Origin of the sequence: Nonomuraea sp. NPDC048882 (assembly GCF_040649755.1) — a bacterium.
In the GTDB taxonomy this organism is placed as follows: Bacteria; Actinomycetota; Actinomycetes; order Streptosporangiales; family Streptosporangiaceae; genus Nonomuraea; species Nonomuraea maheshkhaliensis.
This window is the reverse complement of the sequence record NZ_JBEZGB010000002.1, coordinates 295,562-320,821: the sequence shown is the minus strand read 5'-3', so window position 1 is coordinate 320,821 and position 25,260 is coordinate 295,562. Positions and strand designations below refer to the sequence as shown.

General features: G+C 69.6%; 28 protein-coding genes, 1 tRNA gene and 1 pseudogene. 17 read left to right on the top strand and 13 right to left on the bottom strand.

Annotation, left to right across the window (positions count from 1 at the left end; genetic code table 11):
• Positions 1 to 18: 18 nt before the first annotated feature.
• Positions 19 to 1,788 (top strand): hypothetical protein, encoded by a 1,770-nt coding sequence (locus AB0C27_RS06650; RefSeq protein WP_357838871.1) that lies wholly within the window; start codon positions 19 to 21, stop codon positions 1,786 to 1,788.
• Here the strand turns inward: AB0C27_RS06650 and AB0C27_RS06645 are convergent.
• Complete coding sequence (locus AB0C27_RS06645; RefSeq protein ID WP_357838868.1) at positions 1,772 to 2,887, bottom strand: hypothetical protein; 1,116 nt, start codon at positions 2,885 to 2,887, stop codon at positions 1,772 to 1,774. The two genes, AB0C27_RS06650 and AB0C27_RS06645, sit on opposite strands and share 17 nt — an antisense overlap.
• Before the next feature lie 147 nt (positions 2,888 to 3,034).
• Between AB0C27_RS06645 and AB0C27_RS06640 the strand changes: the two genes are divergently transcribed.
• The 6 genes from AB0C27_RS06640 (at position 3,035) to AB0C27_RS06615 (ending at position 7,982) form a co-directional block, all read left to right on the top strand.
• A complete protein-coding gene (locus AB0C27_RS06640; protein WP_357838865.1) occupies positions 3,035 to 4,435 on the top strand; it encodes a histidine kinase in 1,401 nt (466 codons plus the stop codon).
• 32 nt (positions 4,436 to 4,467) lie between these two features.
• Complete coding sequence (locus AB0C27_RS06635) at positions 4,468 to 5,205, top strand: response regulator transcription factor (RefSeq protein ID WP_357838862.1); 738 nt, start codon at positions 4,468 to 4,470, stop codon at positions 5,203 to 5,205.
• Positions 5,202 to 5,414 carry a hypothetical protein gene (locus AB0C27_RS06630; RefSeq protein WP_357838859.1) on the top strand — a complete coding sequence of 71 codons (213 nt, stop codon included), beginning with the start codon at positions 5,202 to 5,204 and terminating at the stop codon, positions 5,412 to 5,414. Before AB0C27_RS06635 ends, AB0C27_RS06630 begins: the two co-directional genes overlap by 4 nt.
• Before the next feature lie 69 nt (positions 5,415 to 5,483).
• A complete protein-coding gene (locus AB0C27_RS06625) occupies positions 5,484 to 6,260 on the top strand; it encodes a maleylpyruvate isomerase family mycothiol-dependent enzyme (RefSeq protein WP_357838856.1) in 777 nt (258 codons plus the stop codon).
• 131 nt (positions 6,261 to 6,391) lie between these two features.
• Positions 6,392 to 6,796 (top strand): PASTA domain-containing protein, encoded by a 405-nt coding sequence (locus AB0C27_RS06620; protein ID WP_357838853.1) that lies wholly within the window; start codon positions 6,392 to 6,394, stop codon positions 6,794 to 6,796.
• A gap of 151 nt (positions 6,797 to 6,947) precedes the next feature.
• Positions 6,948 to 7,982 carry a hypothetical protein gene (locus AB0C27_RS06615; RefSeq protein ID WP_357838850.1) on the top strand — a complete coding sequence of 345 codons (1,035 nt, stop codon included), beginning with the start codon at positions 6,948 to 6,950 and terminating at the stop codon, positions 7,980 to 7,982.
• A 67-nt stretch (positions 7,983 to 8,049) separates the two neighbouring features.
• On the opposite strand, the pseudogene AB0C27_RS06610 reads toward AB0C27_RS06615, so the two are convergent.
• Positions 8,050 to 8,226 (bottom strand): annotated as a pseudogene (locus tag AB0C27_RS06610) (transposase); the annotation flags it as partial.
• A gap of 97 nt (positions 8,227 to 8,323) precedes the next feature.
• On the opposite strand from AB0C27_RS06610, the gene AB0C27_RS06605 reads away from it, so the two are divergent.
• The gene (locus AB0C27_RS06605) at positions 8,324 to 9,259 is read left to right on the top strand and encodes an alpha/beta hydrolase (protein ID WP_357838847.1); all 936 of its coding nucleotides are present in this window, start codon (positions 8,324 to 8,326) and stop codon (positions 9,257 to 9,259) included.
• A gap of 340 nt (positions 9,260 to 9,599) precedes the next feature.
• Here AB0C27_RS06605 and AB0C27_RS06600 read toward each other — a convergent pair.
• A tRNA-Pro gene (locus tag AB0C27_RS06600) sits at positions 9,600 to 9,673 on the bottom strand.
• Positions 9,674 to 9,737: 64 nt separating this feature from the next.
• Positions 9,738 to 10,631, bottom strand: coding sequence for a metallophosphoesterase (locus AB0C27_RS06595; protein ID WP_357838845.1), 894 nt, complete (start codon positions 10,629 to 10,631; stop codon positions 9,738 to 9,740).
• A 68-nt stretch (positions 10,632 to 10,699) separates the two neighbouring features.
• On the opposite strand from AB0C27_RS06595, the gene AB0C27_RS06590 reads away from it, so the two are divergent.
• Positions 10,700 to 11,158: a GatB/YqeY domain-containing protein gene (locus AB0C27_RS06590; RefSeq protein WP_357838842.1), complete on the top strand. Its 459-nt coding sequence runs from the start codon at positions 10,700 to 10,702 to the stop codon at positions 11,156 to 11,158.
• Positions 11,159 to 11,283: 125 nt separating this feature from the next.
• Here the strand turns inward: AB0C27_RS06590 and AB0C27_RS06585 are convergent, their stop codons facing one another.
• Entirely contained in the window at positions 11,284 to 13,455 is a 2,172-nt protein-coding gene (locus tag AB0C27_RS06585) for a transglycosylase domain-containing protein (protein WP_357838840.1), read from the bottom strand.
• Positions 13,456 to 13,820: 365 nt separating this feature from the next.
• Between AB0C27_RS06585 and AB0C27_RS06580 the strand changes: the two genes are divergently transcribed.
• Positions 13,821 to 14,117, top strand: a complete 297-nt coding sequence (locus AB0C27_RS06580) for a WhiB family transcriptional regulator (protein ID WP_020542548.1) — start codon at positions 13,821 to 13,823, stop codon at positions 14,115 to 14,117.
• A 50-nt stretch (positions 14,118 to 14,167) separates the two neighbouring features.
• Here AB0C27_RS06580 and AB0C27_RS06575 read toward each other — a convergent pair whose 3' ends face one another.
• Complete coding sequence (locus AB0C27_RS06575; protein WP_357838837.1) at positions 14,168 to 15,295, bottom strand: ArsA family ATPase; 1,128 nt, start codon at positions 15,293 to 15,295, stop codon at positions 14,168 to 14,170.
• The gene (locus AB0C27_RS06570; protein ID WP_357838834.1) at positions 15,292 to 16,293 is read right to left on the bottom strand and encodes an ArsA-related P-loop ATPase; all 1,002 of its coding nucleotides are present in this window, start codon (positions 16,291 to 16,293) and stop codon (positions 15,292 to 15,294) included. The genes AB0C27_RS06575 and AB0C27_RS06570 overlap by 4 nt, the downstream gene beginning before the upstream one ends.
• Positions 16,294 to 16,370: 77 nt before the next feature.
• On the opposite strand from AB0C27_RS06570, the gene AB0C27_RS06565 reads away from it, so the two are divergent.
• The 4 genes from AB0C27_RS06565 to AB0C27_RS06550 are packed head-to-tail and all read left to right on the top strand — an operon-like array spanning position 16,371 to position 18,637.
• Complete coding sequence (locus AB0C27_RS06565) at positions 16,371 to 16,526, top strand: DUF4177 domain-containing protein (protein ID WP_148438127.1); 156 nt, start codon at positions 16,371 to 16,373, stop codon at positions 16,524 to 16,526.
• Positions 16,523 to 16,981, top strand: a complete 459-nt coding sequence (locus AB0C27_RS06560) for a RidA family protein (protein ID WP_357838831.1) — start codon at positions 16,523 to 16,525, stop codon at positions 16,979 to 16,981. The genes AB0C27_RS06565 and AB0C27_RS06560 overlap by 4 nt, the downstream gene beginning before the upstream one ends.
• A gap of 56 nt (positions 16,982 to 17,037) precedes the next feature.
• Positions 17,038 to 17,832: an NUDIX hydrolase gene (locus AB0C27_RS06555; RefSeq protein ID WP_357840640.1), complete on the top strand. Its 795-nt coding sequence runs from the start codon at positions 17,038 to 17,040 to the stop codon at positions 17,830 to 17,832.
• 13 nt (positions 17,833 to 17,845) lie between these two features.
• On the top strand, positions 17,846 to 18,637 hold the full coding sequence (locus tag AB0C27_RS06550; RefSeq protein ID WP_357838829.1) for an MBL fold metallo-hydrolase: 792 nt from the start codon (positions 17,846 to 17,848) through the stop codon (positions 18,635 to 18,637).
• On the opposite strand, the gene AB0C27_RS06545 is transcribed toward AB0C27_RS06550, so the two are convergent.
• Both AB0C27_RS06545 and AB0C27_RS06540 read right to left on the bottom strand, forming a co-directional pair.
• Positions 18,619 to 19,254, bottom strand: coding sequence for a Crp/Fnr family transcriptional regulator (locus AB0C27_RS06545; RefSeq protein WP_326645726.1), 636 nt, complete (start codon positions 19,252 to 19,254; stop codon positions 18,619 to 18,621). The two genes, AB0C27_RS06550 and AB0C27_RS06545, sit on opposite strands and share 19 nt — an antisense overlap.
• 246 nt (positions 19,255 to 19,500) lie before the next feature.
• A complete protein-coding gene (locus tag AB0C27_RS06540; protein WP_357838826.1) occupies positions 19,501 to 19,974 on the bottom strand; it encodes a hypothetical protein in 474 nt (157 codons plus the stop codon).
• An 85-nt stretch (positions 19,975 to 20,059) separates the two neighbouring features.
• On the opposite strand from AB0C27_RS06540, the gene nth reads away from it, so the two are divergent.
• Both nth and AB0C27_RS06530 read left to right on the top strand, forming a co-directional pair.
• Entirely contained in the window at positions 20,060 to 20,782 is a 723-nt protein-coding gene (gene nth / locus AB0C27_RS06535) for an endonuclease III (protein WP_346107238.1), read from the top strand.
• A gap of 40 nt (positions 20,783 to 20,822) precedes the next feature.
• Complete coding sequence (locus AB0C27_RS06530) at positions 20,823 to 21,470, top strand: CoA pyrophosphatase (RefSeq protein WP_357838822.1); 648 nt, start codon at positions 20,823 to 20,825, stop codon at positions 21,468 to 21,470.
• Here the strand turns inward: AB0C27_RS06530 and AB0C27_RS06525 are convergent, their stop codons facing one another.
• Positions 21,471 to 21,983 carry a hypothetical protein gene (locus tag AB0C27_RS06525; protein WP_357838819.1) on the bottom strand — a complete coding sequence of 171 codons (513 nt, stop codon included), beginning with the start codon at positions 21,981 to 21,983 and terminating at the stop codon, positions 21,471 to 21,473.
• Positions 21,984 to 22,065: 82 nt separating this feature from the next.
• Here AB0C27_RS06525 and AB0C27_RS06520 point away from each other — a divergent pair, with 82 nt between their 5' ends.
• Positions 22,066 to 23,256 carry a MarP family serine protease gene (locus tag AB0C27_RS06520; RefSeq protein ID WP_357838816.1) on the top strand — a complete coding sequence of 397 codons (1,191 nt, stop codon included), beginning with the start codon at positions 22,066 to 22,068 and terminating at the stop codon, positions 23,254 to 23,256.
• Here AB0C27_RS06520 and AB0C27_RS06515 read toward each other — a convergent pair.
• From AB0C27_RS06515 to AB0C27_RS06505, 3 genes are read right to left on the bottom strand one after another with little or no spacing between them, the layout of a single operon-like run.
• Positions 23,253 to 23,693 carry a DUF309 domain-containing protein gene (locus AB0C27_RS06515; RefSeq protein ID WP_357838813.1) on the bottom strand — a complete coding sequence of 147 codons (441 nt, stop codon included), beginning with the start codon at positions 23,691 to 23,693 and terminating at the stop codon, positions 23,253 to 23,255. The two genes, AB0C27_RS06520 and AB0C27_RS06515, sit on opposite strands and share 4 nt — an antisense overlap.
• Positions 23,690 to 24,610, bottom strand: a complete 921-nt coding sequence (locus AB0C27_RS06510) for an alpha/beta hydrolase (RefSeq protein ID WP_357838810.1) — start codon at positions 24,608 to 24,610, stop codon at positions 23,690 to 23,692. The genes AB0C27_RS06515 and AB0C27_RS06510 overlap by 4 nt, the downstream gene beginning before the upstream one ends.
• Positions 24,600 to 25,043 (bottom strand): phage holin family protein, encoded by a 444-nt coding sequence (locus tag AB0C27_RS06505; protein WP_357838807.1) that lies wholly within the window; start codon positions 25,041 to 25,043, stop codon positions 24,600 to 24,602. The genes AB0C27_RS06510 and AB0C27_RS06505 overlap by 11 nt, the downstream gene beginning before the upstream one ends.
• Positions 25,044 to 25,260: the final 217 nt, after the last annotated feature.

Genomic DNA, 25,260 nt, shown 5'->3' with positions numbered 1-25,260 from the left:
GCACTAAGATCGCGTTTCATGTCTTCGGCTGGTTTATGGCGGATCATCAGGCTTGGAGCGGTAGGTCTGGTTCTCGCGGCGGCGGTCGCGGGGCTCGTTCTCGGCGACGAATGGCTCTGGATGGCCGTCGAATGGTCGCCGCTGGGCGGTGTGTGGCTCTACACGGACGCGGGATTCGACACCCCGACGACGGTGACACTGATCGTGGCCGCCCCGGTGAAGGCCGCGCTCCTGTGGCTGATCCTGCGCACCCCCAGGCGGGGAACGCTGGACCGCCGGGCGAAGGCGCTGCGCGCGCTGCTGTACCTGATGGTGGCCTACACCCTCGTGCTGTGGTTGCCGATCGAGCTGCTTCCCGACGTGGTGGACGCGGTGTTCTCCCTCGTCCTGTGGGCCGCTGTCTACGTGCTCTACCTGCTCGTCATCCGCTGGCGGTCTCCCGGGTTGCGTGCGGCGGCCGGAGTGGTGTTCGCGGTCGAGCTGGCACTGACGGCCAACGGCGTCCTCGACCGGCTGGACCTGCCGGAATTCGGTCCGAGCGACGTCCTCGCGGTGAGCTCGGCGCTGAGCCCGGTGGTGGCGACCGTCCTCACGGTCGTCGGGCAGTGGCGCGACGGCCGATGGAGCCGCGGCACGCTGGTCGCGGGGTGGTCGTCGGTGGGCCTGTACGCGCTCATCCTCCCGTTCGACCGGCTCATGGACGAGATCTTCCGCGACGGCACGGTGGCGATGCCGGTCGTCTGGAACACGATTGCGCTCGTCACCACCGTGTGGCACGCGGCGACCGCCCGTGAACTGGCCGCCGAGAGCCGCCCGGCGGCCGGCCCTTCGCCCGCGCGGCGGCGGGTGAACCGCGTTCTCGTGGCGGCGGTGACCGTACTGCCGCTCACCGTGCTGATCCAGCCGGAGCAGGCCGCGCACCTCACGTACAGCGGCGGGTCGAGCGACTGTTACTACCGGCCGGCCTTCGGCGACCTGAAACCGGAGGAACGCGACGCCGCGTTCCTCTGCCGGGCGCGCAGCACAGAGGGCGGGGTTTCGCCCATGTTCCCGGACAGCATGTCCGACCAGGCGATCCTCGCGTACGGGCGGGTGTTGTGCCGGACGGACGACCGCGACGAGCAGCAGGCGATCTTGGCCCGCGCCGGGAGCGTGCGGTCCACCTGGGGCGTGGATTTGTGGGACCTCGTCTACGTCTGCCCGGAGACCGTCGGCGCGACCCGACCCGACCTGCTGCGCTCGACCGCGGAGACGCGGGCGGACTACGCCGATGACATCGCCGAGGCGAACGCGAGGTGCCGCGACCCGTGGCCGCGGACGAAGGGCGTCGTCCAGGCCACGGCCAACTATTTCCTGTTCGTCGACGGCGACCCCGGCTATCTGGTCTACGACCCTGAGCTCGAAGAGGCGGCGGAGGAGGCGACGGACAGGAGCTACGACGACAGCACCGGGATCGGGGTGGCCGGCACCGCGGCGCTCGTCGGGCACGTCGCGGACGTCTCCGACGTCTGCCTGACGGTGAAGGCGTTCCGCACCGCGCCGCCACCGCGGACGGCGGGCTGGGACCAGGTCAGCGAGGTGCCGCTCATCAGCCGCAGCGGCCGGCTCAGCGTGCCGGAGATGGACGGGGGAGAGGTGGGCGCGGGCGCCCCGATGCCGAACCTGGCGATCAAGGGCAAGGGCCGTTACCGGCTCCGTGTTTATATCCGGGTGAATGACGTGGCGGAGGAGCATCTGGTCGTCGTGTTCCCGGGCGCGTCGAGGAAGAAGCTCAAGCTGAAGTCGTGAACGGCCTGCGGCCCTGTCGAACCCTTGCTGGTGCCCGGCAGTGGCGGCAGCTTCCCCGGCGGCGCAGGGCGTAGGCGTACGCGGCGAGGCCGAGGCCCACGCCCCAGAAGATCCACAGCACCCCGGGCGCGTTGAGGCCCCACGATTCGCCCAGGCCGGCATCGAAGCTCATGCGGAGGTTCATGAAGCCGGCGGGAATCGCGGCGAGCGCCACGAGGGTCGCCGGGACGACGGCGAGCGCGGGCGGCACCCGTTGGCCCGCCCTGAACCAGATCCAGCGCGGATAGACCTCGCCCCAGTGCCGGATCAGGCCCTGGGTCAGGACGGCGCCGCCGATCGAGGCGAGCGCGCAGCCGAGACCCACCTCCAGCATGCCGGGCGTCTCCCGCATCATGCGGAGGAAGTCGTCGGTGATGCCGAGCGGGATGCCGGCGTACCAGGCGATCCTGGTGATCTCGTACGGGACCGGTGCGGCGCAGGCCACGTAGACGGCCCACCGGCCCCAGCGGCGCGCCGCCTCAGGAGTGGTCCAGCGCGCGATCGTCGCCTCGCCCCGGCCGCAGTGCGCGCAGACCTGCCTGGTACTGGTACGCCGCTGGTAGGCGAGGGTGGTCAGGGCCCACAGGACGCCGATGACGAAGAGGATGATCAGGTTCGTCCGGTGCCAGTACAGGATGTCCCCGATGCCCTCCTGCGGTCCGGGAACGCCGGTGAAGGCGAACACCAGCAGCAGGGGTGAGAAGGCGATCAACGCGAGCAACGAGAAGTCCGGAATTATCAGGACAAGCAGCCCGGCCAGACCCCACCCGAAGCCGATCAGCGCCTTACGCACCCCGTTTCGTCCCCACTGCCGAGTCATCGTCAGGGCCGCGACCGTACCGATCAGCCCGACCACGGCCATGACAGGCGCGACGGCCCCGGCCTCGCTGCCCTCAAGGATCGAGCCCGACGCGAGGTCGTCCTCGACGGGCGCGAACGGAAAACCACCGCCGCCCATCGCCCAGAACACCCCCAGCGCTCCGTAGAGCGCCGACCCTCCTGCCGCGGCATACCCCGACCACACCGGCCAGTGCGCCGACCAGCGAAACCATCGCCTCATCACGTCCACCACCTCCTCGGCCCAGCATCGAGGAGCCCGAGGCCACCGGCCGAGGTGCCGAACGGCACATCTTGGGCGCGGATGCGCGCGCAAGATGTGCCGTTCGGCACTGGCGGCGTGCCGAACCCGCCTGGCTAAGCTCGAAACATGCCCCCAGGAAGCAGCCCGACCGTGCGGTGGCGTGCGCGGGCCGGCCTGGTCGCGATCGTCGTCGTGACGCTGACCGGACTCGCGGCCGCGCCCGCGTTCGGCGCGCCGGCCACCGTGCCGGTGGCGTTGACGACGGCCGCCGTCATCAGGGTGCTGTCCGCGTGGCCGGCCGATCGCGGCCGGATCGCGCTCATCACGGGCGCGGCAGGCGTCGTGTCCCTGGCCGCGACCGCCGGCGTCGTGTCGCTCGACGCGGTGGGCCTGAGCTCAGCGAGCGGGTGGCTCTTCGTCGAGTCCGCCGGGCTGCTGATTTTGATCCTGCTGACGGTACGGGCCGCGCCCGTCCGCCCGGCGATCGTCTCCGCGGGGCTGGCCGGGGTTGCCGTGCCGATCCTGTTGGTACGGGTGGGCTTGGGAACGCCGGATCCGGCGGCGCTGGCGGGGTTCGCGGTGTGGGCGTTGTTCGCGGTGCTCGCGGCCATGGTCGGGCTCTATCTGCGGTCACTGGACGATCTCCGGGCGCGTTCGGTACGGGTGGCCCGTCAGGAGCAGCGGCTGCAACTGGCCCGCGACCTGCACGACTTCGTCGCCCACGACATCAGCGAGATGCTCGCCCAGGCTCAGGCCGGTCAGATCGTCGCCGGGCATGACCCGGAGCAGGCGGTGGCGACGTTCGGACGGATCGAGCATGCCGCCTTGCATGCGCTGGGCTCGATGGACAGAACCGTACGGATGCTGCACGACCCTGACCCCGACCCCGACCCCGATCTCGGACTCGATCCGGACGCTGACGCCGATGCCGGCTCCGGCTCTGGCCTGGGCGGCGCGGTTGGGCAGGCGGCGCCGCGCACGCCGGTGCCGAGCCTCGCCGACCTCGCGGAACTGGCCGAGAGGTTCTCGTCCTCGGGCACAGCCACGGTCCACCTCGACCTTGAGGAGGCTCTCCACGAGCAGGGGACGGCCGATCGGGTGCCCCGGGACGTGGCCGCGACGGCGTACCGAGTCGTCGTCGAGTCGCTGACCAACGTGCGCCGCCACGCGCGGACGGCGAGCCGGGTGGAGGTGAGCATCCACCGCATCCGAGACGACGCCGGGCCCGCCCTTGAAATCAGCGTCACCAACGACGCCCGCACCGGCGCGCCACCCCACGCGGCCACGGCTGGCGCGGCCACATCCGACTCGGCCACGGTTGGCGCGGACATGACCGGGACTGACCTGGTCGACGGCGTCGGCAGGCGTGGCGGCCTCGGCCTGGCCGGCCTGACCGAACGCGTCGAAGCACTCGGCGGCACCCTGACCGCCGGCCCCCACACCCCGAGCAGCGGCTGGCGCGTCACCACCACGTTGCCCTTGGACCCCACACCGGCGAACCTGCGCCCCACCCGAGCCGGCACATGACCACCGAGCCTGATGACCGCCCAGATCAGCGCATGACCAGCGGCGAGCCCGATCACGCCACGGATCAACGGACGACCAGCAACCCGACGAACAACCCGCCCAAGGGTGTGACCAAGGGCCCGACCCGCATCCTTCTCGCGGACGACCAGGAGAGCATCCGCCACGCCTTCCGCATCATCCTCGACAGCCAACCCGACATGACCGTCATCGCCGAGGCCGCCACCGGCACCGCCGCCGTGGAGCAGGCCCGTCACCTGCGCCCGGACGTCGTGCTCGCCGACATCCGCATGCCCGGCCTCGACGGGCTCGAAGTCACCCGCCTGCTCGCCGGCCCGAACGTCCCCGACCCCATCCGCGTCGTGGTCGTCACCACGTTCGACCTCGACGAGTACGTACACACCGCACTACGCAACGGCGCCTGCGGATTCCTGCTCAAACGCTCGGGCCCGGCCCTGCTGACCGAAGCCGTGCGCGCCGCGATGTCCGGCGACACCCTGATCAGCCCGCAGGTCACCGTACGACTCCTGCGCCACCTCACCACGCCGCCACCCCGACCGGCCCGTACGGGAACGGCCCGCCTCACCGACCGCGAACTGCAGATCACCCGGCTGGTAGCCCGCGGTCACACCAACGCCGAGATCGCCACCATCCTGTTCATCTCCCCCGGCACCGTGAAAAACCACATCGCCGGCATCCAGAACAAACTCGGCACCCGCAACCGCGTCGACATCGCCGCCTGGGCATGGGAAAGCGGCATCATAACCCCATGATCACGGATCCGGGCGCGCGATGGCTGCTGCTCGGCCTCGCGGCCGGCCACGACGTGGCCAGCCGGAATCTCGTCCCCGGCTACGACCGGCCCACCCACGACCTGCGGTACTGGAACCCGAAGATCGTCCTGGACGACCTCCTTGAGCTCTTCTCGGAGCACGATGTCGAGGTGAGCCAAGGTGAAAATGTCCGGCGAATGCCCTCATAGCTGCCCTGGCCCTCCGAGAAGCTCATAGGGAAGTATCACTGCACAGAACCCCGCGTCCGGGAGGTGCAGATGGACACATCCGCGTATGTGCAGGCCGTTGCCGAGCAGACGAGGACGTTCGCCGACTGGGTGGACGGCAGGGATGCGACGGCCCCGGTGCCGACCTGTCCGAAGTGGACCCTGGCCGACCTGGTCGACCACGTCGGCGCCGTACAGCGCATGGTGGCCATGCTCGTCGGCGAGCAACTGTCCGAGCCGGACAGCGCCTACGCCCGCTACATCCCGGCCCCGGCAGATTCGAGCCAGTGGCGCACCTGGCTGACCGAAGGGGCGGCAGAAGCGGAGCGCGCCTTCGCCTCCGTCACCGACGACACGCCGGTGTGGGATCCGTCGGGCGCCGCCGCGGGCGTGCCGTTCTGGTCACGCCGGCTGTTCGGCGAGGCGTGCGTGCACCGCGCGGATGCGGCCGCGACCCTCGGCCAGCGGTACGACCTGGCCCCGGACCTCGCAGTCGCGGCCACCGAGGACTGGCTGGCCACGATGACATCCCGCGGCTACTGGGAGAACCGGCCCGCCTTCGCCGACGCGCTCCGCGGCAACGGCCAGACCTTGCACTTCCACGCGACCGACGCGTCCGGCGAGTGGACGGCCCGCCGCGAGCCGGACGAGGTCGCACTGGAGCGCACCCACGCGGACGCGGACGTCGTGGTGACCGGCCCGGCCACCGACCTCCTCCTGGTCCTCAGCCGCCGCCGCGCGCCGGCGGCTTCGACCCTGGACATCCAGGGCGACCGGGCCATGTTCGACCTCTGGATCGAGCACATGAACTGGGTCACCGACGCCTGAGCCCGCCCGGACGCCCGTCGAAGGGGACATATCGCGAGTCGCGACAGCAGGACAGCAATGCGTGACAACCTGATCACAGAGTGGGACGTCTCATCTCCGTCACCTCCCGCTCTCAGCCACAGGAGTACACGTTGCTCAAGCGCCTGGCTCCCCCTGTCCTCGTGACCGCCTGCCTGACCGCGTGCGGCAGCGCCACTGCGCCGGCCGCACCTGTCGTGACCGTCACCGCGACCGTCCAACCGCCCTCAAGGACCAGCGACGACGAAACCGGCACGCCCAAGCGGCAAGACACCGCAAACGAGAGTGTGGCAACGAAGAAAAAGCTGCCCGACGTGGTCGGCATGAACCTGCAAAAGGGCCAGGACACGCTGCAGGCGGCGGGCTTCTACGTCCTCAACGACAAGGACGCCACCGGGCGGAACCGGCTGCAGGTGTTCGACCGCAACTGGGTCGTGACCGAGCAGTCACCCGCTGCCGGCCGGAGGGTGAGCACAGACACGCTCATCACGTTGTACGCCAAGAAGATCGGCGAATAGCGCGAACACAGGCGGCAGGCCCCTCTGCCGCGTCGCCGCTAGCGAGATAACCGAAAACCACGTTCGCGCCCCGCGACATCAATTTTCGCACGATACAGCGCGGTGTGGGTGCCCACGAACGATTCACCACGTCCCGTGGCAGGGTGGTCGCATGACCAACTTCCCGTTCTATCGCACCCTTTGTGACCGGGAGAACACCGGCTTTCGAAGACTGGGCCTGCTGGCCGAAGCGCAGTATGCGGCGGCGCTCCAGGACGCCCGAACGATTCTCGTCCCGGTGGCCGACCAGTTGGTGCCGGCCCTTTGCCCGATCGAGTACGCAACCGGTTACGACGCAGGCCGCACACGAGAGCTGACCGCCCAGAAGAACACCTTTCTCCTGTCGCTACCACCCGCATATCTCCAGCGACAACGGAAAGGGACGCTACCCACCGAGTACGCCGTGCTCGTGGAGAACGACCATCGCGACACGGATCACCTGAAGAAGGAACTGACGGAACACTTCCCTGGAGCCGTCGCCTGCGATTTCCCAGACCCACGCGCCCGGGGCAGCGCCGCCTCTCTGATCGCCTACTCGGCAGCGCTCCACAGGGACCCGACCCCCCGCGCCCCGGCAGAGGCGAACGCCACAATCCTCGACGCCACCTCATTACGCGCCGATCCGCACCTGGCAGAGCAACTGTGGGCGCTTTACGGCGAGCGCTTCGACTGGCTGGGCAAGCATCATCCCATCTCCATGGAGGAGTCACAGTCCACCTTCAACGCGGCCATCTTCCACCGCGAAACCCAAACCTTGGTGACATTCGAGCAGGGCCGGCTGGTCTGCATCGGATTGTTCATGTCTGGCCTGGCCGCCTGCGACTGGCTCTCCCCGGAATTCCGCGCGAGCCTCGAAGAACAGGCCGCCACCGCCAACGAAATCCTGATCTATTTCTACGGTCTGGCGAGCAGCACAAAAGCCTCCGCGACGCACGCCGAGAAGATCATGGCCACCTTCGCCCGAACGCTGTGGCGCGCGGAAAAGCCATGCCGCCTCATCTTCGAGGCGACCAACCTGTCCAGCCGCTACATTCCCCGCCTGGTCGGAAAGTGGGTCCATGGAAGCGGGTACGGCACCATCGCCCCGGGAACGTCCGTCGAAGCACTCGCTCAGGTGGACTTCTGGTACCTCAAAGCAACCTCTTGACCACCCACTGGGGTCATGGCTATGGGTTTCGACCGAAGCTTCCAGTGGTATGAGCGTCGTCGAGGCTCGCGGAGATCAGGCCGGTGTGGGCGTCGGAGATGACCAGTCGCACCCCGTGCAGGCGGCGGGCGCGCAGGGAGCGCAGGAACTCGGTCCAGAACGCCTTGTCCTCGCTGTCGCAGACGGCCAGGCGGAGCACTTCGCGGTGGCCGTCGGCGGTGATGGCGGTGGCGATCACGACGGCCATCTCACGCCAACCCCCCGATAGTAGGGCTGGCACTACCTAGAAGATGGCAGGAGTCCTCATCTTCGGCATCTGGGCCGTCTGACAGGCTGAACACATGTCGATCTTTCACTCTCGGCGCGACTTCGTCCGATTGACCGCCGGCGCTGCCGCTGGTTTGGCATCCGTTGGCATCTCAGGTACGGCACGTGCCGCAGAGCTTCCTCGGATCACACCGTTACGGATTCGCACTGCAGCCGGCACCTTCGATGCTGTCGCCGCGGGTCCGCAACGCGGCCGGAAAGTGCTCTTGCTCCACGGCTTTCCCGAGGCCGGCATCGAGTGGGAGCACCAGATACGGGCACTCGCTGCGCGTGGTTATCGAGCGGTAGCTCCTGACCAGCGGGGCTATTCGCCAGGTGTACGGCCTGCCGAGATCGAGGCATATCGGCTGGACTATGCGGTTCGGGACGTTCGGGCGATGGCTGATGCTCTGGGCTGGCGCAGGTTCGACCTTGTCGGGCACGACTGGGGCGCTGCGGTTGCATGGGTCGCCGCAGCGAAGTACGCGCGGCGGGTGCGTTCGCTGACCGCTGTTTCTGTGCCGCATCTCGGCGCGTTCGCCGAAGCACTACGAACGGATCCTGTGCAGCAGGAGGCTTCCAAGTACATGGACAACTTCCGGCAGCCCGCCCCGGGCCCCGAGGACATGATGCTCGCCTCAGGGCCGCTCAAGCTGCCGGGCGTTGACCCGGCGAAGTGCGCGAAGTACTTCCGACGGCTTTCCCGGCCGGGTGCCTTGACCGCCGCTCTGAACTGGTATCGGGCCAATGATTTCGAGGGCTACGAGCAGCGGGTTTCGGTGCCGACGCTCTTCATAGCGAGCACGAAGGATCCGATGGTCGCGCCGTCGGGAGTGCAAGCGACGAAGAATTGGGTCACCGGACCATATCGGCTGGAGAACCTCAAGGGCATCGGGCACTTCATTCCCGAAGAGGCCTCTGACATCACGAGCAAGCTGCTCCTCAGGCACCTTGCCTCGGTGCGTTCTTGACAGCCCACGCACCGCGGTGACGAGCGACCTTGCTCCGAGCACGGCCGGTCAGCCCTACCTCGCAACCGTCACTGTCGCTTGTCCTGGAAGCAATGCTCAACAACTGAGGCGTCTCGACGACTCCGCCGCGTTAGCGGGGCGTCTGCCGGGCAAGGGCCTTCGTTTGAACCTGCCTCTGCTGGCCGCCCGCATAGCGCAGGGATCACGGTGCCCCCTGAAACCCGTGTGAACCCGTTAGCGCCCATGGGCGGCGTTCATATGGACGGTCATATGACGGTAAAACGATCAAGGACCTGGTTCTCGATCATGAGAACCAGGCCCTTGACCTGCGATACAACTGTCGGGGTGGCGGGATTTGAACCCACGACCTCTTCGTCCCGAACGAAGCGCGCTGCCAAGCTGCGCTACACCCCGGTGCACGCCGTGCTGCGCGTGCTTGGAAAAGTCTAGCGGACTTCCAAGGTGGTTGTGACCGCCTTTATCGCCGCGGTACGAGGGTCAGCAGGGTCGCCTCCGGGAAGCAGGCGAAGCGGGCCGGGGCGTACGGGGAGGTGCCGAGGCCGGCCGAGACGTGGAGCCAGGCCGAGTCGTGGTGGCTCAGGCCCTTGACCCGGGCGCGGTCGATGCCGCAGTTGGTGACCAGGGCGCCGTAGAACGGGATGCAGAGCTGGCCCCCGTGCGTGTGGCCGGCGAGCAGGAGCTGGTAGCCGTCGGCGGCGAAGCGGGTCATGTTGCGGGGCTCGGGCGAGTGCATGACGCCGAGCCGCAGGTCCGCGTCGGCGGGGGCCGGGCCGGCCACGAGGTCGTAGCGGTCGCGGTTGATGTGGGAGTCGTGGATGCCCGCCACGGCCACGTCGAGGTCGCCGACCTTGATGCGGGCCGTGGTGTTGTTCATGTCGAGCCAGCCCTCGGCCGCCATGCCCGCCCCGAGCTCCTCCCAGGGCAGGTTGGGCACGTGCTGGCGGCGGTCGTTCTTGGAGGTGCGCCACAGGTAGCGGGCCGGGTTCTTCGGCTGCGGGGCGTAGAGGTCGTTGCTGCCGTAGACGAACAGGCCGGGGCGCGATAGCAGGGGCTCCAGGGCGTGCAGGAGCGAGGGCACGGCCTCCGGGTGCGCCAGGGAGTCGCCGGTGTTGACGACCAGGTCGGGCTCCAGGGCGCCCAGCGACCGGACCCAGTTGATCAGCATCGTCCGGCGTGGCGTCAGGTGCAGGTCGGACAGGTGGAGGACGCGTACGGGCCGCTGACCGCGCTCCAGCACGGGCACGTCGAAACGGCGCAGACGGAACCAGTTGCGCTCCACCACGGAGGCGTAGCCCAGCCCGGCCAGGCCGAGCCCGAGCAGGGACAGGGGCAGTGCGACGGCTTTCCTCACGTACTCATGATGCCCGAGATCCGGCGCGAGGCGACCTGGTGGTCCGCGCAGACGGCAAGATGGAGCGCATGAGCGCATTGAAGGACAAGCTGAAGGCCGATCTGACGGCCTCGCTGAAGAGCCGGGACGAGGTACGCCTCCGGACGATCAGGATGGCACTCGCCGCGGTGAACGTCGAGGAGGTCGCCGGCAAGCAGGCCCGCGAGCTGACCGACGACGAGGTCGTCAAGGTCCTGACCAAGGAGGCGAAGAAGCGGCGCGAGGCGGCGGAGGCGTTCGGCAACGCGGGGCGGGCCGAGCAGGCTCAGGCGGAGCTGGACGAGCAGGCGGTGCTGGAGGAGTACCTGCCGGCGCAGCTCTCCGACGAGGAGCTGGCCGCGCTGGTCGAGGCGGCCGTCGCCGAGACCGGGGCCTCGGGGCCGCAAGCCATGGGGCAGGTCATGAAGGTCGTCAACCCGAAGGTCGCCGGGCGGGCCGAGGGTGGCCGGGTGGCGGCGGCGGTGCGGGCGAAACTGGCCGCCGGCTGACCCGAGGCACACCACGCCCGGCCCCGCCCGAGGGGCTGAGGGCTTCTCTGCGGGCCTGTGGGGCGCTCCTGGTCATCGCCAGGTCGAGTCCTCCTCCCACGCCGTGGGCGGAGGACTCAGCGGCTTCAGCGGACCGGTGTGATCGGGGCCGTGTCCCCGAGCGGGGCCACCGGGCCGGCGTCCCCGCCGCGACCGCGGCCGGGGCCGTCGTCGAAGCGGTCGGGGCCGCGCCCGTCGCGCGGCCCGTCCCTGTCGCCGTTGCCGAAGTCGAAGATGTCGAACGGGTCGCGCGGCCCGTCGCCGTCCTTCTTCTTCTTGGGCGGCTTGGGCGCGCAGTTGTCGGTGCAGCCGCCGAATCGCGACCGGTCCACCGAGGCGAAGTCGGCCGCCTCGACCCCCTTGAGTGCCTTGATCATGGAGTCTTTCCAGATGCGCCCGGAGATGGACGAGCCGTACACGTACGGGTAGTACTGGCCGCCGATGGTGATCCCGATCAGCTTGTGGGCCGAGGTGCCGCGCGGGTCGCCCAGGCTGACGGCGGAGGCCAGGTTGGGGGTGTAGCCGGAGAACCAGGCCGACATGTAGTCGTCGGTCGTGCCGGTCTTGCCGGCCGCGTCGCGCCCGATGCCGCCGACGTCGGACATGGTGCCCTTGGTGAAGACGCCGGACAGGATGCCGTTGACCGCGTCGGCGACCTCCTCCTCCAGCACCTGGGAGCACTTCGGCTTGTACTGCTTGGCCTTGCCGTCCCGGTCCTTGATCTCGGTGATGGCCAGCGGCCTGCAGTACTGGCCGCGCGAGGCGAAGACCGCGTAGGAGCTGGCGATCGTGACGGGGTCGACCTCGTTGACGCCGAGCGTGAACGTCTCGACCTCCTGCAGCTTCTGGCCGTCGGCTCGCTTGACGCCGAGCTTCTTGGCCATCTTGACCACGTCGCAGAGCCCGACCTTCTGCTGCAGCTTGACGAAGAAGGTGTTGACCGAGCCCCAGGTGCCGCTCTCCAGGGTCTTGAAGCCGCCGCCGCCCTCGCTGGAGTTGCGCACGGTGTGACTGGGGTCGCCGACGTTCTGGCCCTTGCAGTTCTTGAACGAGCTGTAGGAGCCGGCCTTGTAGCCGGACGGCGCCGGGAAGCCGTCACCGTACTTGAGGCCCTCCTCCAGGGCCGCGGCAAGCGTGTAGACCTTGGCCGTCGAACCCTGCTGGAACCCGCGGCCGCCACCGTGCGCCCCGTCGGCGACGATGTTGTAGCTCATCTCGTTCTTCTTCTTGCTGCGGCCGAACTTGCGCGAGGCGGCCATCGCCTTGATCTCGCCGGTGCCGGGGACGACCATGGCCTGCGAGGCCACGGGCTTGTCCTTGGAGCTGACGTACTTCTTGATCGCCTGCTCGGCGGCGGCCTGCATGTCGCGGTCGAGCGTGGTCTTGATCCTCAGGCCGCCGCGCTGGAGCAGCTTCCTGCGCTCTTCCTGGTTCTTGCCGAAGTCCTCGTTGTTGAGGATCTCGTACTGGACGTAGAGGCAGAAGTACGGATATTTGCTGGCCTCGCAGCCGCCGGGGACCTTGACGTCCTTCCAGCCCAGCTTCTTCGCCTTGGCCGCGGCGGCCTCCTGGACGGTGATCTTGCCGATCTCGGCCATCCGGTCCAGGACGAGGTTGCGCCGCTCCAGCAGCCGCTTGCGGGCGTCGGCGCCGACGTTGGGGTCGGTCCTCGCCGGGTTCTGCACCGCGCCGGCGAGGGTGGCGGCCTCGACCAGGTTGAGCTTGGAGGCGGGCTTGTCGAAGAAGCGCTTGGCCGCCGCCTGCACCCCGTGGGCGCCCGCGCCGAAGTAGGCGATGTTCAGATATTTCTCAAGAATCTGGTTCTTGGTGTACTTCTTCTCTATCGCCATCGCGTAACGCAGCTCGCTCAGCTTGCGCGACACCGTGGGGGCGATGGCCGCGGCCTGCTCCTCGGGCGTCTCGGCCGCGTTGACCAGCACCTGCTTGACGTACTGCTGGGTGATCGACGAGCCACCCTGCATCACGCCGCCGCTCGTGAGGTTTTTCACGAGCGCTCTGGCCGTTCCCTCCACATCGATCGGCCCGTGCTGGTAGAAACGGAAGTCCTCGATCGCGATCAGCGCGGTCTGCATGATCGGGGCGACCTGGTCGAGGCGGACGACCTGCCGGTTCTCGAAGTAGAACTGCGCAATCTGCTTGCCATCGGCGTCGTACAGTTCGGTGCGCTCGGGCAGAGGAGGTTCGTCGAGGTTTTCGGGCTTGAGGTTGAGCCCTTCGACCGCGGTCTTCGTGGACATGCCCGCTCCGCCGATCGCCGGCAGAGCCACTGCGGCAGCGAGTACCCCCGCGGCGGCCCCGGCGATGACGAGCCGCAGGACGTTGAGTACGGGGTTAGAGCGATCTTTGCGCTGCGCTTGCACGGTACCAAGGGTACGTCGAAAGACTGACCTATCCGGTAGCACGACACCATTTCGCCTTGACTGACGGGGGTGACTAGTCATTCCCGGTCAAGACTGCTGCGAGAAATTGGTCCTCTGGGGTCTGTCGGCCCGAACGTCTAGTTGCGTACGTTCTCCCTGCGGCAACTGAATACGGAGGCTCGGCGCCCGCGCCCGTCGGCCCCAAATGACGACTGACCACCTAAGGGGAGTGGGGTCGAACAATGTGGATCACGGATTGGACCTCCCGTGCCGCCTGTAAGGGTGCGGATCCGGATGCCCTGTTCGTGCAGGGCGCCGCGCAGAACAGAGCCAAGCTCATCTGCCGGGGTTGCCCGGTTCGTACCGAATGCCTCGCCGATGCACTGGACAATCGCATCGAGTTCGGGGTGTGGGGCGGTATGACCGAACGGGAACGACGTGCGCTGCTTCGACGGCGACCTGACGTGGACTCGTGGCGCGAGTTGCTCGAGTCCGCCAAGGAAGAGTACGAACGAACCAACGAGCTGATCGCGGGCTGACCCCAGCCCGGCGACCGTTGTACGGCCGGCGCCGCACGCCGGCCGTACTTCTATGCGGTCGCCAGCAGAGTCCCGATCTGTCGTAGACCCGACAGGTCGTGGACGTCCTCGGACATGGCGCGAACCTGGACCACGGGCACCGTGGGGTGAGCCGAGACGAAATGCTCCTGCTCGCGGCTCTCACGAGCGGCGAGTTGCATCCGCCCGGCGTGCAGCCGCAGCACGGCGGCGGTGAGCTCGTGCTCGCCCCTCGACTCAAGGTCCTCCGCGGCGGCGGCGCTGCGGGCCGCCGAGAGCGTCGGGGCGGGAGATTCGTGCACCCGGTTGACCACCAGGCCAGCCAGGGGCATGCGCTCCTCGGCCAGGCGCTCGACGAAGTAGGACGCCTCGCGCATCGCATCGCGCTCGGGCGCGGCCACCACCACGAAGGCCGTGCCCGGCGCCTGGAGCAGCCGGTACGTCATCTCGGCCCGCTGCCTGAACCCACCGAACACGGCGTCGAGCGCGGACACGAACGTCTGCAGGTCCTTGATCACCTGGGCGCCGAGCAATTTGGTCATCGCCCCGGCCATCAACCCGAACCCGGCGTTGAGCAGCCGGAACGCACTGCGCCCTCCGGCCTTGGCCGGAGCGGTCAGCAGCTTGATGAACCGGCCGTCGAGGAAGCGCCCCAGCCGCTCGGGCGCGTCGAGGAAGTCGAGCGCCGAGCGCGAGGGCGGCGTGTCGACGATGATCAGGTCCCACTCGTCCGAGCGGCGGAGCTGGCCGAGCTTCTCCATCGCCATGTACTCCTGCGTGCCGCTGAAGCTGGAGGACAGGGACTGGTAGAAGGGGTTCGACAGGATCTGCCTGGCCCGCTCAGGGTCGGCGTGCGCCTCGATGATCTCGTCGAACGTGCGCTTCATGTCAAGCATCATGGCGTAGAGCTGGCCGTCGCCCTCGGGCGAGCTGACCAGGCGCGGGGTGTTGTCCAGCTCGGTCAGCCCCATCGACTGCGCCAGCCGTCTGGCCGGGTCGACGGTCAGCACGACCGCGCATCTGCCGCGTTCCGCGGCCCGCAGGCCGAGCGCCGCGGCGGTCGTGGTCTTGCCCACCCCGCCGGCGCCGCAGCAGACGATGATCCTGGTGCCGGGGTCGTCGAGGATCGCGTCGACGTCGAGTCTGGCGGGCTTCTTCACGCTGCTCCCTGGGTGCGCATGCTCTCGGCGAGCTCGTACAGGCCGGCCAGGTCGACGCCGTCGGCGAGCAGGGGCAGCTCGTAGCTCTTCAGCCCGGCCCCGGCCAGCGTCTCGCGCTCGGCGCGCTCCAGCTCGGTGCGGCGGGCGTGCTCGACCACCTCCTCGGCGAGCGCCTCGGCCAGCGCGGTGGCCTGCGCGCCGTCGGCCACGCCGCTCGCCTTGAGCCCGAGCGCGAGCTCTCCGGCGTCGAATCCGCCCTTGACAGCCGTGTCAAGAGTCGCCTTCGGCAGCAGTGACTCGCGCACCATGTTGATGAAGACGCCTCCGGCAGGCAGGCCCGCGGCGTGCAGTTCGGCCAGGCCGTCGAGCGTCTCCTGGACCGGCATCTCCTCCAGGAGGGTGACGAAGTGCACGGCCGTCTCGGGTGACTTGACCACGCCGCTGACCAGGTCGGAGTGGTTCTTGATCGGCCCGACCCTGGCCAGGCCCGCCACCTCCTGGGTGACGTTCAGAAAGCGCGTGATGCGGCCGGTGGGCGGCGCGTCGAGCACGACCGCGTCGTAGATCCTGCGGCCGTTCCTGCCGCGCCTGCGCACCGCCTCGGTGGTCTTGCCCGTCACGAGCACGTCGCGGAAGCCGGGGGCCACGGTGGTGGCGAAGTCGACGATGCCCATCTTGGTCAGCGCCCGCCCGGCCCTGCGCATCCCGTAGAACATCTCCATGTATTCGAGCATGGCCTCTTCTGGATCGATGGCCAGCGCGTAGACGTCGCCGCCCGAGGGTGCGACCGCGATCTTGCGCTCCTCGTACGGGAGCGGCGGCAGATCGAAGATCTGCGCGATGCCCTGCCGGCCCTCCACCTCGACGAGCAGCACCTTGCGGCCGCCCGAGGCGAGGGCGAGAGCGAGCGCGGCGGCCACGGTCGTCTTGCCGGTGCCGCCCTTGCCGGTGACGACGTGGAGTCGTACGTCGGTCCAGTCCGTGTCCGGAGAGTCCACGTCTCGAGGCTACCGAACGGTCACTTGTCGTAAGCCGACGACCATCCTTTGAGATTGCTCACACTAATCTGATCCCCATGAAGAAATGGGAGTACCTCACGGCCCCCGTGCTGATCCACAACACGAAGATGATTCTCGACAACTTCGGGGCCGACGGCTGGGAACTGGTCCAGATCGTCCAGGGCGCCACGCCCGAGCAGCTCGTCGCCTACTTCAAGAGGGAGAAGCAGTGACGCCCGAGCAGAAGATCCAGGAGCTGGGGCTCACGCTGCCCGAGCCGGTCAAGCCGGTGGGCTCCTACCTGCCCACCGTCCGTACGGGCGACCTCGTCTACACCTCCGGCCAGGTGCCGATGCTGGAGGGCAAGCTGCACCAGACCGGCAAGCTCGGCGTCGACCTGGGTGTCGACGAGGGCAGGGCGCAGGCCCGCATCTGCGTGCTCAACGCGCTGGCGGCGCTGAAGGGCGAGCTGGGTGACCTGTCGAAGGTACGGCGGATCGTCAAGGTCGTGGTCTTCGTGGCCAGCGCGCCCGACTTCACCGAGCAGCCCCAGGTCGCCAACGGGGCCAGCGACCTGCTCGCCGAGGTCTTCGGTGATCAGGGCAAGCACGCGCGCAGCGCGGTGGGGGTGGCCGCGCTCCCGCTCGACGCGCCGGTCGAGGTGGAGCTGATCGCCGAAGTCGGCTAAGTGGGCATATGTCACCATGACCGAGTGATGTTCTAGGAGGAGGTCATGTGACTGGATTGCCGCTTCCAGCCGAGCTAGCCGCCCGGGCTCGGGACGTCCTGGCCGGGCGGGTTCAGCCGGTGCCGGCGCGGGACGCCGCCACGGTGGTGCTCCTGCGCCCGGGGCCGGAGGTCTACCTGCTGCGGCGCAAGGCCACGATGGCCTTCGCCGCGGGCGCGTACGTCTTCCCCGGCGGCTCCGTCGACGCCCGCGACACCGACCAGGCCGTGGCCTGGGCCGGGCCGTCCCCGGCCGAGTGGGGTGAGCGTTTCCGCGCCGACGAGCGGCTGGCCAGGGGGCTCGTGTGCGCGGCCGTACGCGAGACGTTCGAGGAGTCGGGCGTGCTCCTGGCGGGCCCCGGGCCCGGCTCCGTGGTGGCCGACACCACCGGGGACGACTGGGAGGCCGACCGGCTGGCGCTGATCGACCGTAGCCTCGCCTTCGCCGAGTTCCTCGCCCGGCGCGGCCTGGTGCTCAGATCCGACCTGCTCAAGCCGTGGGCCCACTGGATCACGCCCGAGATCGAGCAACGGCGCTTCGACACCCGCTTCTTCGTCGCCGTGCTGCCCGAGGGCCAGCGCACGCGCGACGTGGGCGGCGAGGCCGACCAGGTGGTCTGGCAGCGGCCAGGCGCGGCGATCGAGCTGGCGCACAAGGGGGAGATCTTCCTGATGCCGCCGACGTACACGACGCTGAGCGAGCTGAGCGCGTACGACGGCGTGGCCGGCGTGCTGGCCGAGCACCGGGAGATCGAGACGATCATGCCACGGGCCGTGGAGATCGAAGGCGAGATGCGGCTGGTGACACGATGATCAGGGGGTTCAAGTGAGCGGGCTGCACATCCCGATCGACACGCCCGACGGATCCCGTACGACGCACGCCGAGAACCTGCTCGCCCCCAACCCGTCGGTGATGACGCTCGACGGCACCAACACCTGGGTGATCGGGGCCGGCGACGAGGTGATCGTCGTGGACCCGGGCCCCGAGGACGAGTCGCACCTGCGCCGCGTGGCCGGGCACCTGGGGGAGCGCCGGGTGACCCAGATCCTGCTCACCCACGGCCATTTCGACCACAGCGGCGGCGCCAAGCGCTTCGCGGAGCTGGTCGGCGCGCCCGTGCGCGCCCTCGACCCGCGCCACCGGCTGGGCGACGAAGGGCTCGCCGACGGCGACGTGGTGACCGTGGCCGGTCTGGAGCTCCACGTGTACGGCACCCCTGGCCACTCGTTCGACTCGCTGTGCTTCTGGCTGCCCGCGGACCGGGCGATGCTGACCGGCGACACGATCCTCGGCAGGGGCACCACGATCATCGCCCGCGACGGCGGCCTGGCCGACTATCTGCGCAGCCTCGACCGGCTGAGGGCGGTGGCCGAGAGCCTGGACGCGCGGGCGCTGCTGCCGGGACACGGCCCGGTGCTGCCCGACCCGATCGGCGCGCTCGACGGCTACATCGCGCACCGGCGGCAGCGGCTCGACCAGATCAGGGCGGCCAGGCAGCAGGGAGCGAAGACGCCGCGCCAGATCGTCAAGATCGTGTACGCCGACGTCGACCGCTCGCTCTGGCCCGCCGCCGAGATGTCGGTGGCGGCCCAGCTCGACTATCTGGACCGGTTGTAGAGCCGGTCGATGTCGAGGATCACCACGGCCTTGGCCTCGATGCGCAGCCAGCCGCGCTGCGCGAAGTCGGCCAGCGCCTTGTTGACCGTCTCCCGCGAGGCGCCGACGAGCTGCGCCAGCTCCTCCTGGGTCAGGTCGTGGTGGACCCGCGTGCCGTCGTCGGTCTTGGTGCCGAACCGCTCGGCCAGGTCGAGCAGCTGCTTGGCCACCCGTCCAGGCACGTCGGTGAAGACCAGGTCGGCCAGCACGTCGTTGGTGCGCCGCAGCCGCTGCGCGAGCGCGCGCAGCAGGTGGAGCGCCACCTCGGGCCGGCCGGTCAGCCAGGGCCGCAGGTCGTCGTGGCCGAGACCGGCCAGGCGCACCTCGGTCAGCGCCGTCGCCGTCGCCGTACGCGGCCGCGGGTCGAACAGCGACAGCTCGCCGAACATCTCGCTCGGCCCCAGCACGCTCAGCAGGTTTTCGCGCCCGTCCGGGGAGGTGCGGGAGAGCTTGATCTTGCCTTCCAGCACGACGTAGAGGCGGTCGCCCGTCTCGTTCTCGTGGAAGAGCGTCTGCCCCTTGGACAGCTGGACCTCGGTGATGCTCGTCCGCAGCGCCGCGGCGCTCTCGCGGTCCAGCGCGGCGAACAGGGGGGCCTTGCCCAGCACATCTTCGGTGTTCACTCTGCCTCCTCTGCTGCCATTGTGACTCACCCCACTCCGGGCGGCACACACAGGTTATGGGAATGCCGGAGTGTTCACGGCATGCCCGGTGCGTGGCGTCCCGGGGGAAACGTACAGGATGGCCGTGCCCGTTCTGTGACCGGCACCGAACCGTCTCAACCGGCGGCGCGTGACCGTCTCATCCGGCGGTACGCGGCGGTCTCAGCCGGCGGTGCGCAGCAGGCCGTCCACCGAGGCCACCGCCGCGGACATCGTGCGGCTGAGCAGCACGCGCAGCACGTCCACTGACTTCGGGCGGGAGGCGGGGTCGGGGTGGCGGCAGCGCTCGACCGCGATGCGCAGCGCGGGCGTCAGCGCGGCGGTGTCGCCGTGCTCGGCGCCGGTCGCGGCGAAGACCACCAGGTCGGCCCAGTCGCGTACGTCCCGCGCCTCGCGCAGGTCGTCGCCACCGTCGCCACCGTCGTCGCCGTCGTCGCCGGTCCGCCAGCCGATGAGCACCTGCCCGCGCGTGCCGAGCGCCACGCTCTCGGGGCTGAGCCGCAGCCCAGCGGTGCCGTGGGCGTGCAGCTTGGCCATGGCCGCCACACAGCTCACGGCCAGCCGGTGCAGCGCCTGGCCGCTCAGCGGCCCACCGGTCCTGACGAACTCCGCCAGCGTCGCTCCCTGATCGCCCACGGCCGACCCCCTTTCACGCGTCAGGTTGTACGCCGCCGAGGTTGTCCTGGGTTCAACGGCCGGCCAAAGCTTCTACTCTTGCCGCATGGCGACGAACGCGGCGGGGCGCAAGCCGGAGACCCAGCTCGCACTGGTGCGGCGCGCGCGCAAGATGAACCGCATCCTGGCGGAGACCTACCCTGACGCCCACTGCGAGCTCGACTTCAGCACCCCGCTGGAGTTGCTGATCGCGACCATCCTGTCCGCGCAGTGCACGGACAAGCGGGTCAACATGGTCACCCCCACCCTCTTCGCGAAATATCCCACGGTGGAGGACTATGCGGCCGCCGACCGTTCGGAGATGGAAGAGATCATCCGCTCGACCGGCTTCTTCCGCGCGAAGACCAACAGCATCATCGGCATGGCCCAGGCCGTCTGCGAGCGTTACGGAGGCGAGGTCCCCGGCAAGCTGAAAGACCTGGTCACGCTGCCGGGCGTGGGCCGCAAGACGGCCAACGTGGTGCTCGGCAACGCCTTCGGCGTGCCGGGGCTGACCGTCGACACCCACTTCCAGCGGCTCGTGCGCCGCTTCGGCTGGACCGAGGAGACCGACCCGGTCAAGATCGAGCACGTCGTGGCCGAGCTGCTGCCCAAGCGCGAGTGGACGATCTTCTCCCACCGGGTGATCTGGCACGGCCGCCGCATCTGCCACGCCCGCAGGCCCGCGTGCGGCGTGTGCCCGCTGGCCGCGCTCTGCCCCTCGTACGGGACCGGCCCCACGTCGGCCGCCCAGGCGGAGAAACTTGTCAGACCCGGCCCCTTCTCCTGAACGCGGGAAGTCATCGGGGGCCCCGCGTGTTGGAGGTTTCGTGACTCAAGTGCCCGACTGGCTGGAGACCCTGGCGGCGCAAGCGCAGCGGATCCACGTGCCCCGCATCCTCCGGCCACCAGCCGGGCGCGGGCGCTCCGCGGCGGTGCTGATGCTGTTCGGCGACGGTCCCAACGGGCCCGACGTGCTGCTGATCCAGCGCAGCACGCGCGGGCGCAGGCACGCCGGCCAGCCGGCCTTCCCCGGCGGCGGCGTCGATCCCGAGGACGCGGGGCCCGTCGAGGCGGCGCTGCGGGAGACCGAGGAGGAGACCGGGGCCGATCCGGGCGGGGTGCGCGTGCTGTGCACGATGCCCGAGCTCTACCTGACCCACAGCGACAACCGGGTCACCCCCGTGATCGCCTGGTGGCGCGAGCCGTCGGCCGTGCACGCCGCCTCGCCCGACGAGGTCGACTCCGTCGAGCGGGTGCCGATCGCCGAGCTGGTCGATCCGGCCAACCGCGTCACCCTCCGGCATCCGAGGGGCACGGCGGGGCCGGCGTTCCGGGTGCGCGGCATGCTGGTGTGGGGGTTCACCGCGATGCTGCTCGACACGGTGCTGCGGGAGGGCGGGCTCGAACAGCCCTGGGACCCCGACCAGGTCGAGGACCTGCCGCCGGAAGTGGTCGCCCTCGCAGCACGGGGCTGATCAGCGGGCCGATCGCAGCGCCACCCCGAGCGCGGCCCAGCCGGCCACGTCGGCGTCGCTGTCGCAGGCCAGCGCCCGCAGCGTCTCCAGCCCGGCCCGGTCGGGCGGCTCGCCCAGCACGTGCTGCAGCGCGTACGCGGCCCCGTACCTGACCCTGGCGTCCCGATGGCCCGCGAGGTCGATCACCGACGGCAGCGAGCGCGGATCGGCCAGATGCCCGAACGCGATCAGCACCGAGTAGAGCACCATCGCGTCGTCCTCGCTGGCGGCCAGATAGCGCAGCACCGGCAGCGTACGGTCCGCGAAGGGCCGCAACATGCCCATGATGTCCACGCCGAGCAGCCGCTCGGCGACGCTGTCCGCGGCGCACAACCGCCGTGCCTCGATGAAGGACTCCAGGTCACCGCGCTGGCGCAGCAAGGAGATCACGTGCCAGCGCAGGGGACCGTCGGGATCGGTGTCGCCCAGAGCTGCCTGGATGAGATCGTGCACTGTTCCCTCGTCCGGCGGCATACCGCTCAAGATAGCCAGCAGGGTGACGCCGTCCTGATCGAAGACGTGCACACTTGACCGTATCGCTGGTTACCTTTGAAGCGTGCGCGGTGATCTGCTTGACCTCATCTTGATCGGCCTCGTGATCGCCTTCGGCATCTCGGGTTACCGCCAGGGTTTCATCATCGGGGCGATGAGCTTCGTGGGGTTCGTGGGCGGTGCCGTGCTGGGCGTCTTCATCGCGCCCCCGATCTCCAAGGCCGTCGTCGACGGCGACACGCCGCAGGCGCTGCTGGCCATCGTGATCGTCTTCCTGGCCGCGACCATCGGCCAGTTCGCCTCCTCGACGCTCGGCGCCGTCGTGCGCAGCCACGTCACGTGGGAGCCGGCCAAGGTCGCCGACGCGGTGGGCGGCACGTTCGCCAGTGCGCTGTCCGTGCTGGTCATCGCCTGGCTGATCGGCTCGCTGATCGTCTCGACGTCGTTCAGCCCGCTGGTCGACCAGGTCAAGAACTCCGCGCTGCTGACCACGGTCGACGATGCCATCCCGCAGGGCGCGCGCAACTGGCAGCAGCCGTTCAAGAAGTTCATCGACCGCTCGGAGTTCCCGCCCGTCTTCGACGCGATCGGCGCGGGGCAGCTCATCGATGTGCAGCCGCCCGACCAGAGCGTGCTCCAGGGGCCCAACCTGCGGCGCGCCCGCCGCGCGATCGTCAAGGTCCAGGGCAACGCGGAGAGCTGCAACAAGCACATCGAGGGCACCGGCTTCGTCTACGCCCCCGGGCGGATCATGACCAACGCCCACGTGGTCGCCGGCGTCACCCGCGACCTCCAGGTCATCGACTCGGAAAACGTCCGCCACAACGCCATCGTGGTGCGCTACAACCCGCGCCGCGACATCGCCGTCCTCTACGTGCCCGGCCTCAACCTGCCGCAGCTCAACTTCGACGGCGACGGCAGCCGCGGCGACAGCGCGATCATCGCCGGCTTCCCCAAGGGCAAGGGGTTCACCGCCGAGCCGGCCAGGATCGGCGGCCAGCTCGACGCCGAAGGCCCCGACATCTACCGCGAGAACACCGTGCGCAGGAAGGTCTACGCGATCAGGGGCCAGGTGCTGCCGGGCAACTCCGGCGGGCCGCTGCTCACCGTCAGCGGGCGCGTCTACGGCGTGATCTTCGCCGCCGCGATCAACGAGGAGCAGACCGGCTACGTGCTGACGGCGGAAGAAGTCGCCCCCGACGCCTCGGCGGGCCGCAACGACACCAGCCCGGCCAGCACGCAGGAGTGCGACTAGGGGAGTTTGCTCAGGATGAGCGCGATGGCCTCGCTGGGGTCGCTGTCCTGGGTCAGCCCTGAGGCCGCCTTGCCGACGGGGTCGTACGCGCCTCCGTACGACTGCGCCCTCGCCGCCCCCCGGCTGAACAGCGTCACCGCGCCGCGCCCGTTGCCGCGCTGCAGATGTGTCAGCCCGACGCAGATCTGCGCGAGCCCCTGCCACAGCTCGCGCTCCTCCTCGGGCGCGCACTTCCAGCGGCCCTCGAACACCTCGTGCGCGTTGAACGGCAGGCCCTCTTGCAGGAAGCGGCGGCCGTCGGCGAGCGCCTGCTCGGTGGTGGGGGCGTACTCGTCGGGGACCCGGGACAGGCCGGGGGAGCCGTAGGGGAGCGGCCTGCCGTACGCGTCGCGCGGTCTGGCGTTGCGCGGCCTGCCCTCGGGGTCGCGATCTCTCATCGGTCGGGCTCCGGATCGTTCAGCCAGCCGAGCAGTTCGGTGTCGAACACGTCGGGGATCTCCTCATGGGGGAAGTGGCCGGCTCCTTCAAGCAGCCGCCACCGGTAGGGTGCCGCCACGTAGCGGCTCGAACCCTGCGCCGTACGGGGCAGGACGCTCGGGTCGAGCGCCCCGTGCAGGTGGAGTGTGGGGGCCTCGACCTCCGTACGCATCGCCCTGGCGTAGCGGCGGCCGTCGGGACGCAGCTGGGAGCGGCCGAACCAGCGGTGATACTCCAGCGCCGAGTGCGCGACCGCCGGGATCCTGAACGCCTCCCGGTACGTACGCGACTCCTCCGGCTCCGGCCAGCCCGGCCGGGACCAGGTGTCGAGCAGCCGGCCGACCAGCGCCGCGTCATGGCGGGTGAGCCGGCGCTCGGGCAGCAGCGGAAGCTGGAAGCCGAGCCTGCGCCCGCTCACCTTGAGCTGCCCGAAGGGGTCGGTCAGCAGCGCGTTGCGCAGCCGCAGCGGATGGGGCGCCGACACGGCGACCAGCCGGTGCACGCACTTGGGGTCGAGCACGGCCATCGTCCAGGCCAGCAGCCCGCCCCAGTCGTGGCCCACCACGATCGCCCCGGTCTCGCCCAGCGCCCTGATCAGCCCGGTCGCGTCGGCGGCCAGCGTGGGCAGGTCGTAGCCGCGCGGCGGCTTGTCGCTGCCGCCGTAGCCGCGCAGGTCGGCCGCCACCGCCCGGAACCCGGCCCCGGCCAGCGAGGTCAGCTGGTGCCGCCAGGTCCACCAGAACTGCGGGAACCCGTGCAGCAGCAGCACCAGCGGCCCCTCACCGGCCTCCACGACGTGGAACCGGGTGCCGCCCGCGTGGACCGCGCGGTGCGTCCACGGGCCCTGGATCTCTACGACCGACTCGTCAGGTGCCATCGCGGGTCACCGGCTCGCGATCCGGGTCGAGCGCGGGCAGCGCCTGCTCGTCAGGCGTGGCGATCTCCTTGAGCCCCTTGATCGACCTGGCGGTGCGCTTCATCCCGGCCAGGCCCTTGAGCTTGCGGATCCCGATGAACACCAGCAGACCCGCGACCAGCAGGTAGAACACGGTCACGATGAGGAAGGCGAGCCAGGTGGGCATGACCTGGGCCAGCGCGTACGCGATCGTGAACGAGGCGAGGATCAGGCACAGGTGCGCCATGAAGGCGGCGGCGGCGAACAGCCCGCCGGCCATGCCGACCCGTTTGGCGTCGAATCTGAACTCGGCCTTGGCCAGCTCGATCTCCGAGCGGATCAAGGACGAGATGTGGCTGCTCGCCTGGGCGACCAGCGAGCCCAGCGATTCTTCTTCCTCGGGGTTCTGCGGCATGAACGTCTCCTATCGGGGCTCGGTGGCCGTGTCAAACATCATCCAGCGTGATGCGGCGCGTACTGACAGCCGGGCACCGCCGAACTTATCTGGCACGAGTCCCGCCGGCACTCTCAGAACTACCCGATGGAAGGAGATCGCGCCTGGGCTCGACCCGGCGGGCATGACCATGAGGGGGCCGAGGCTTTCCCGCTGGGTGTGTCGTACGTCTCTCGGG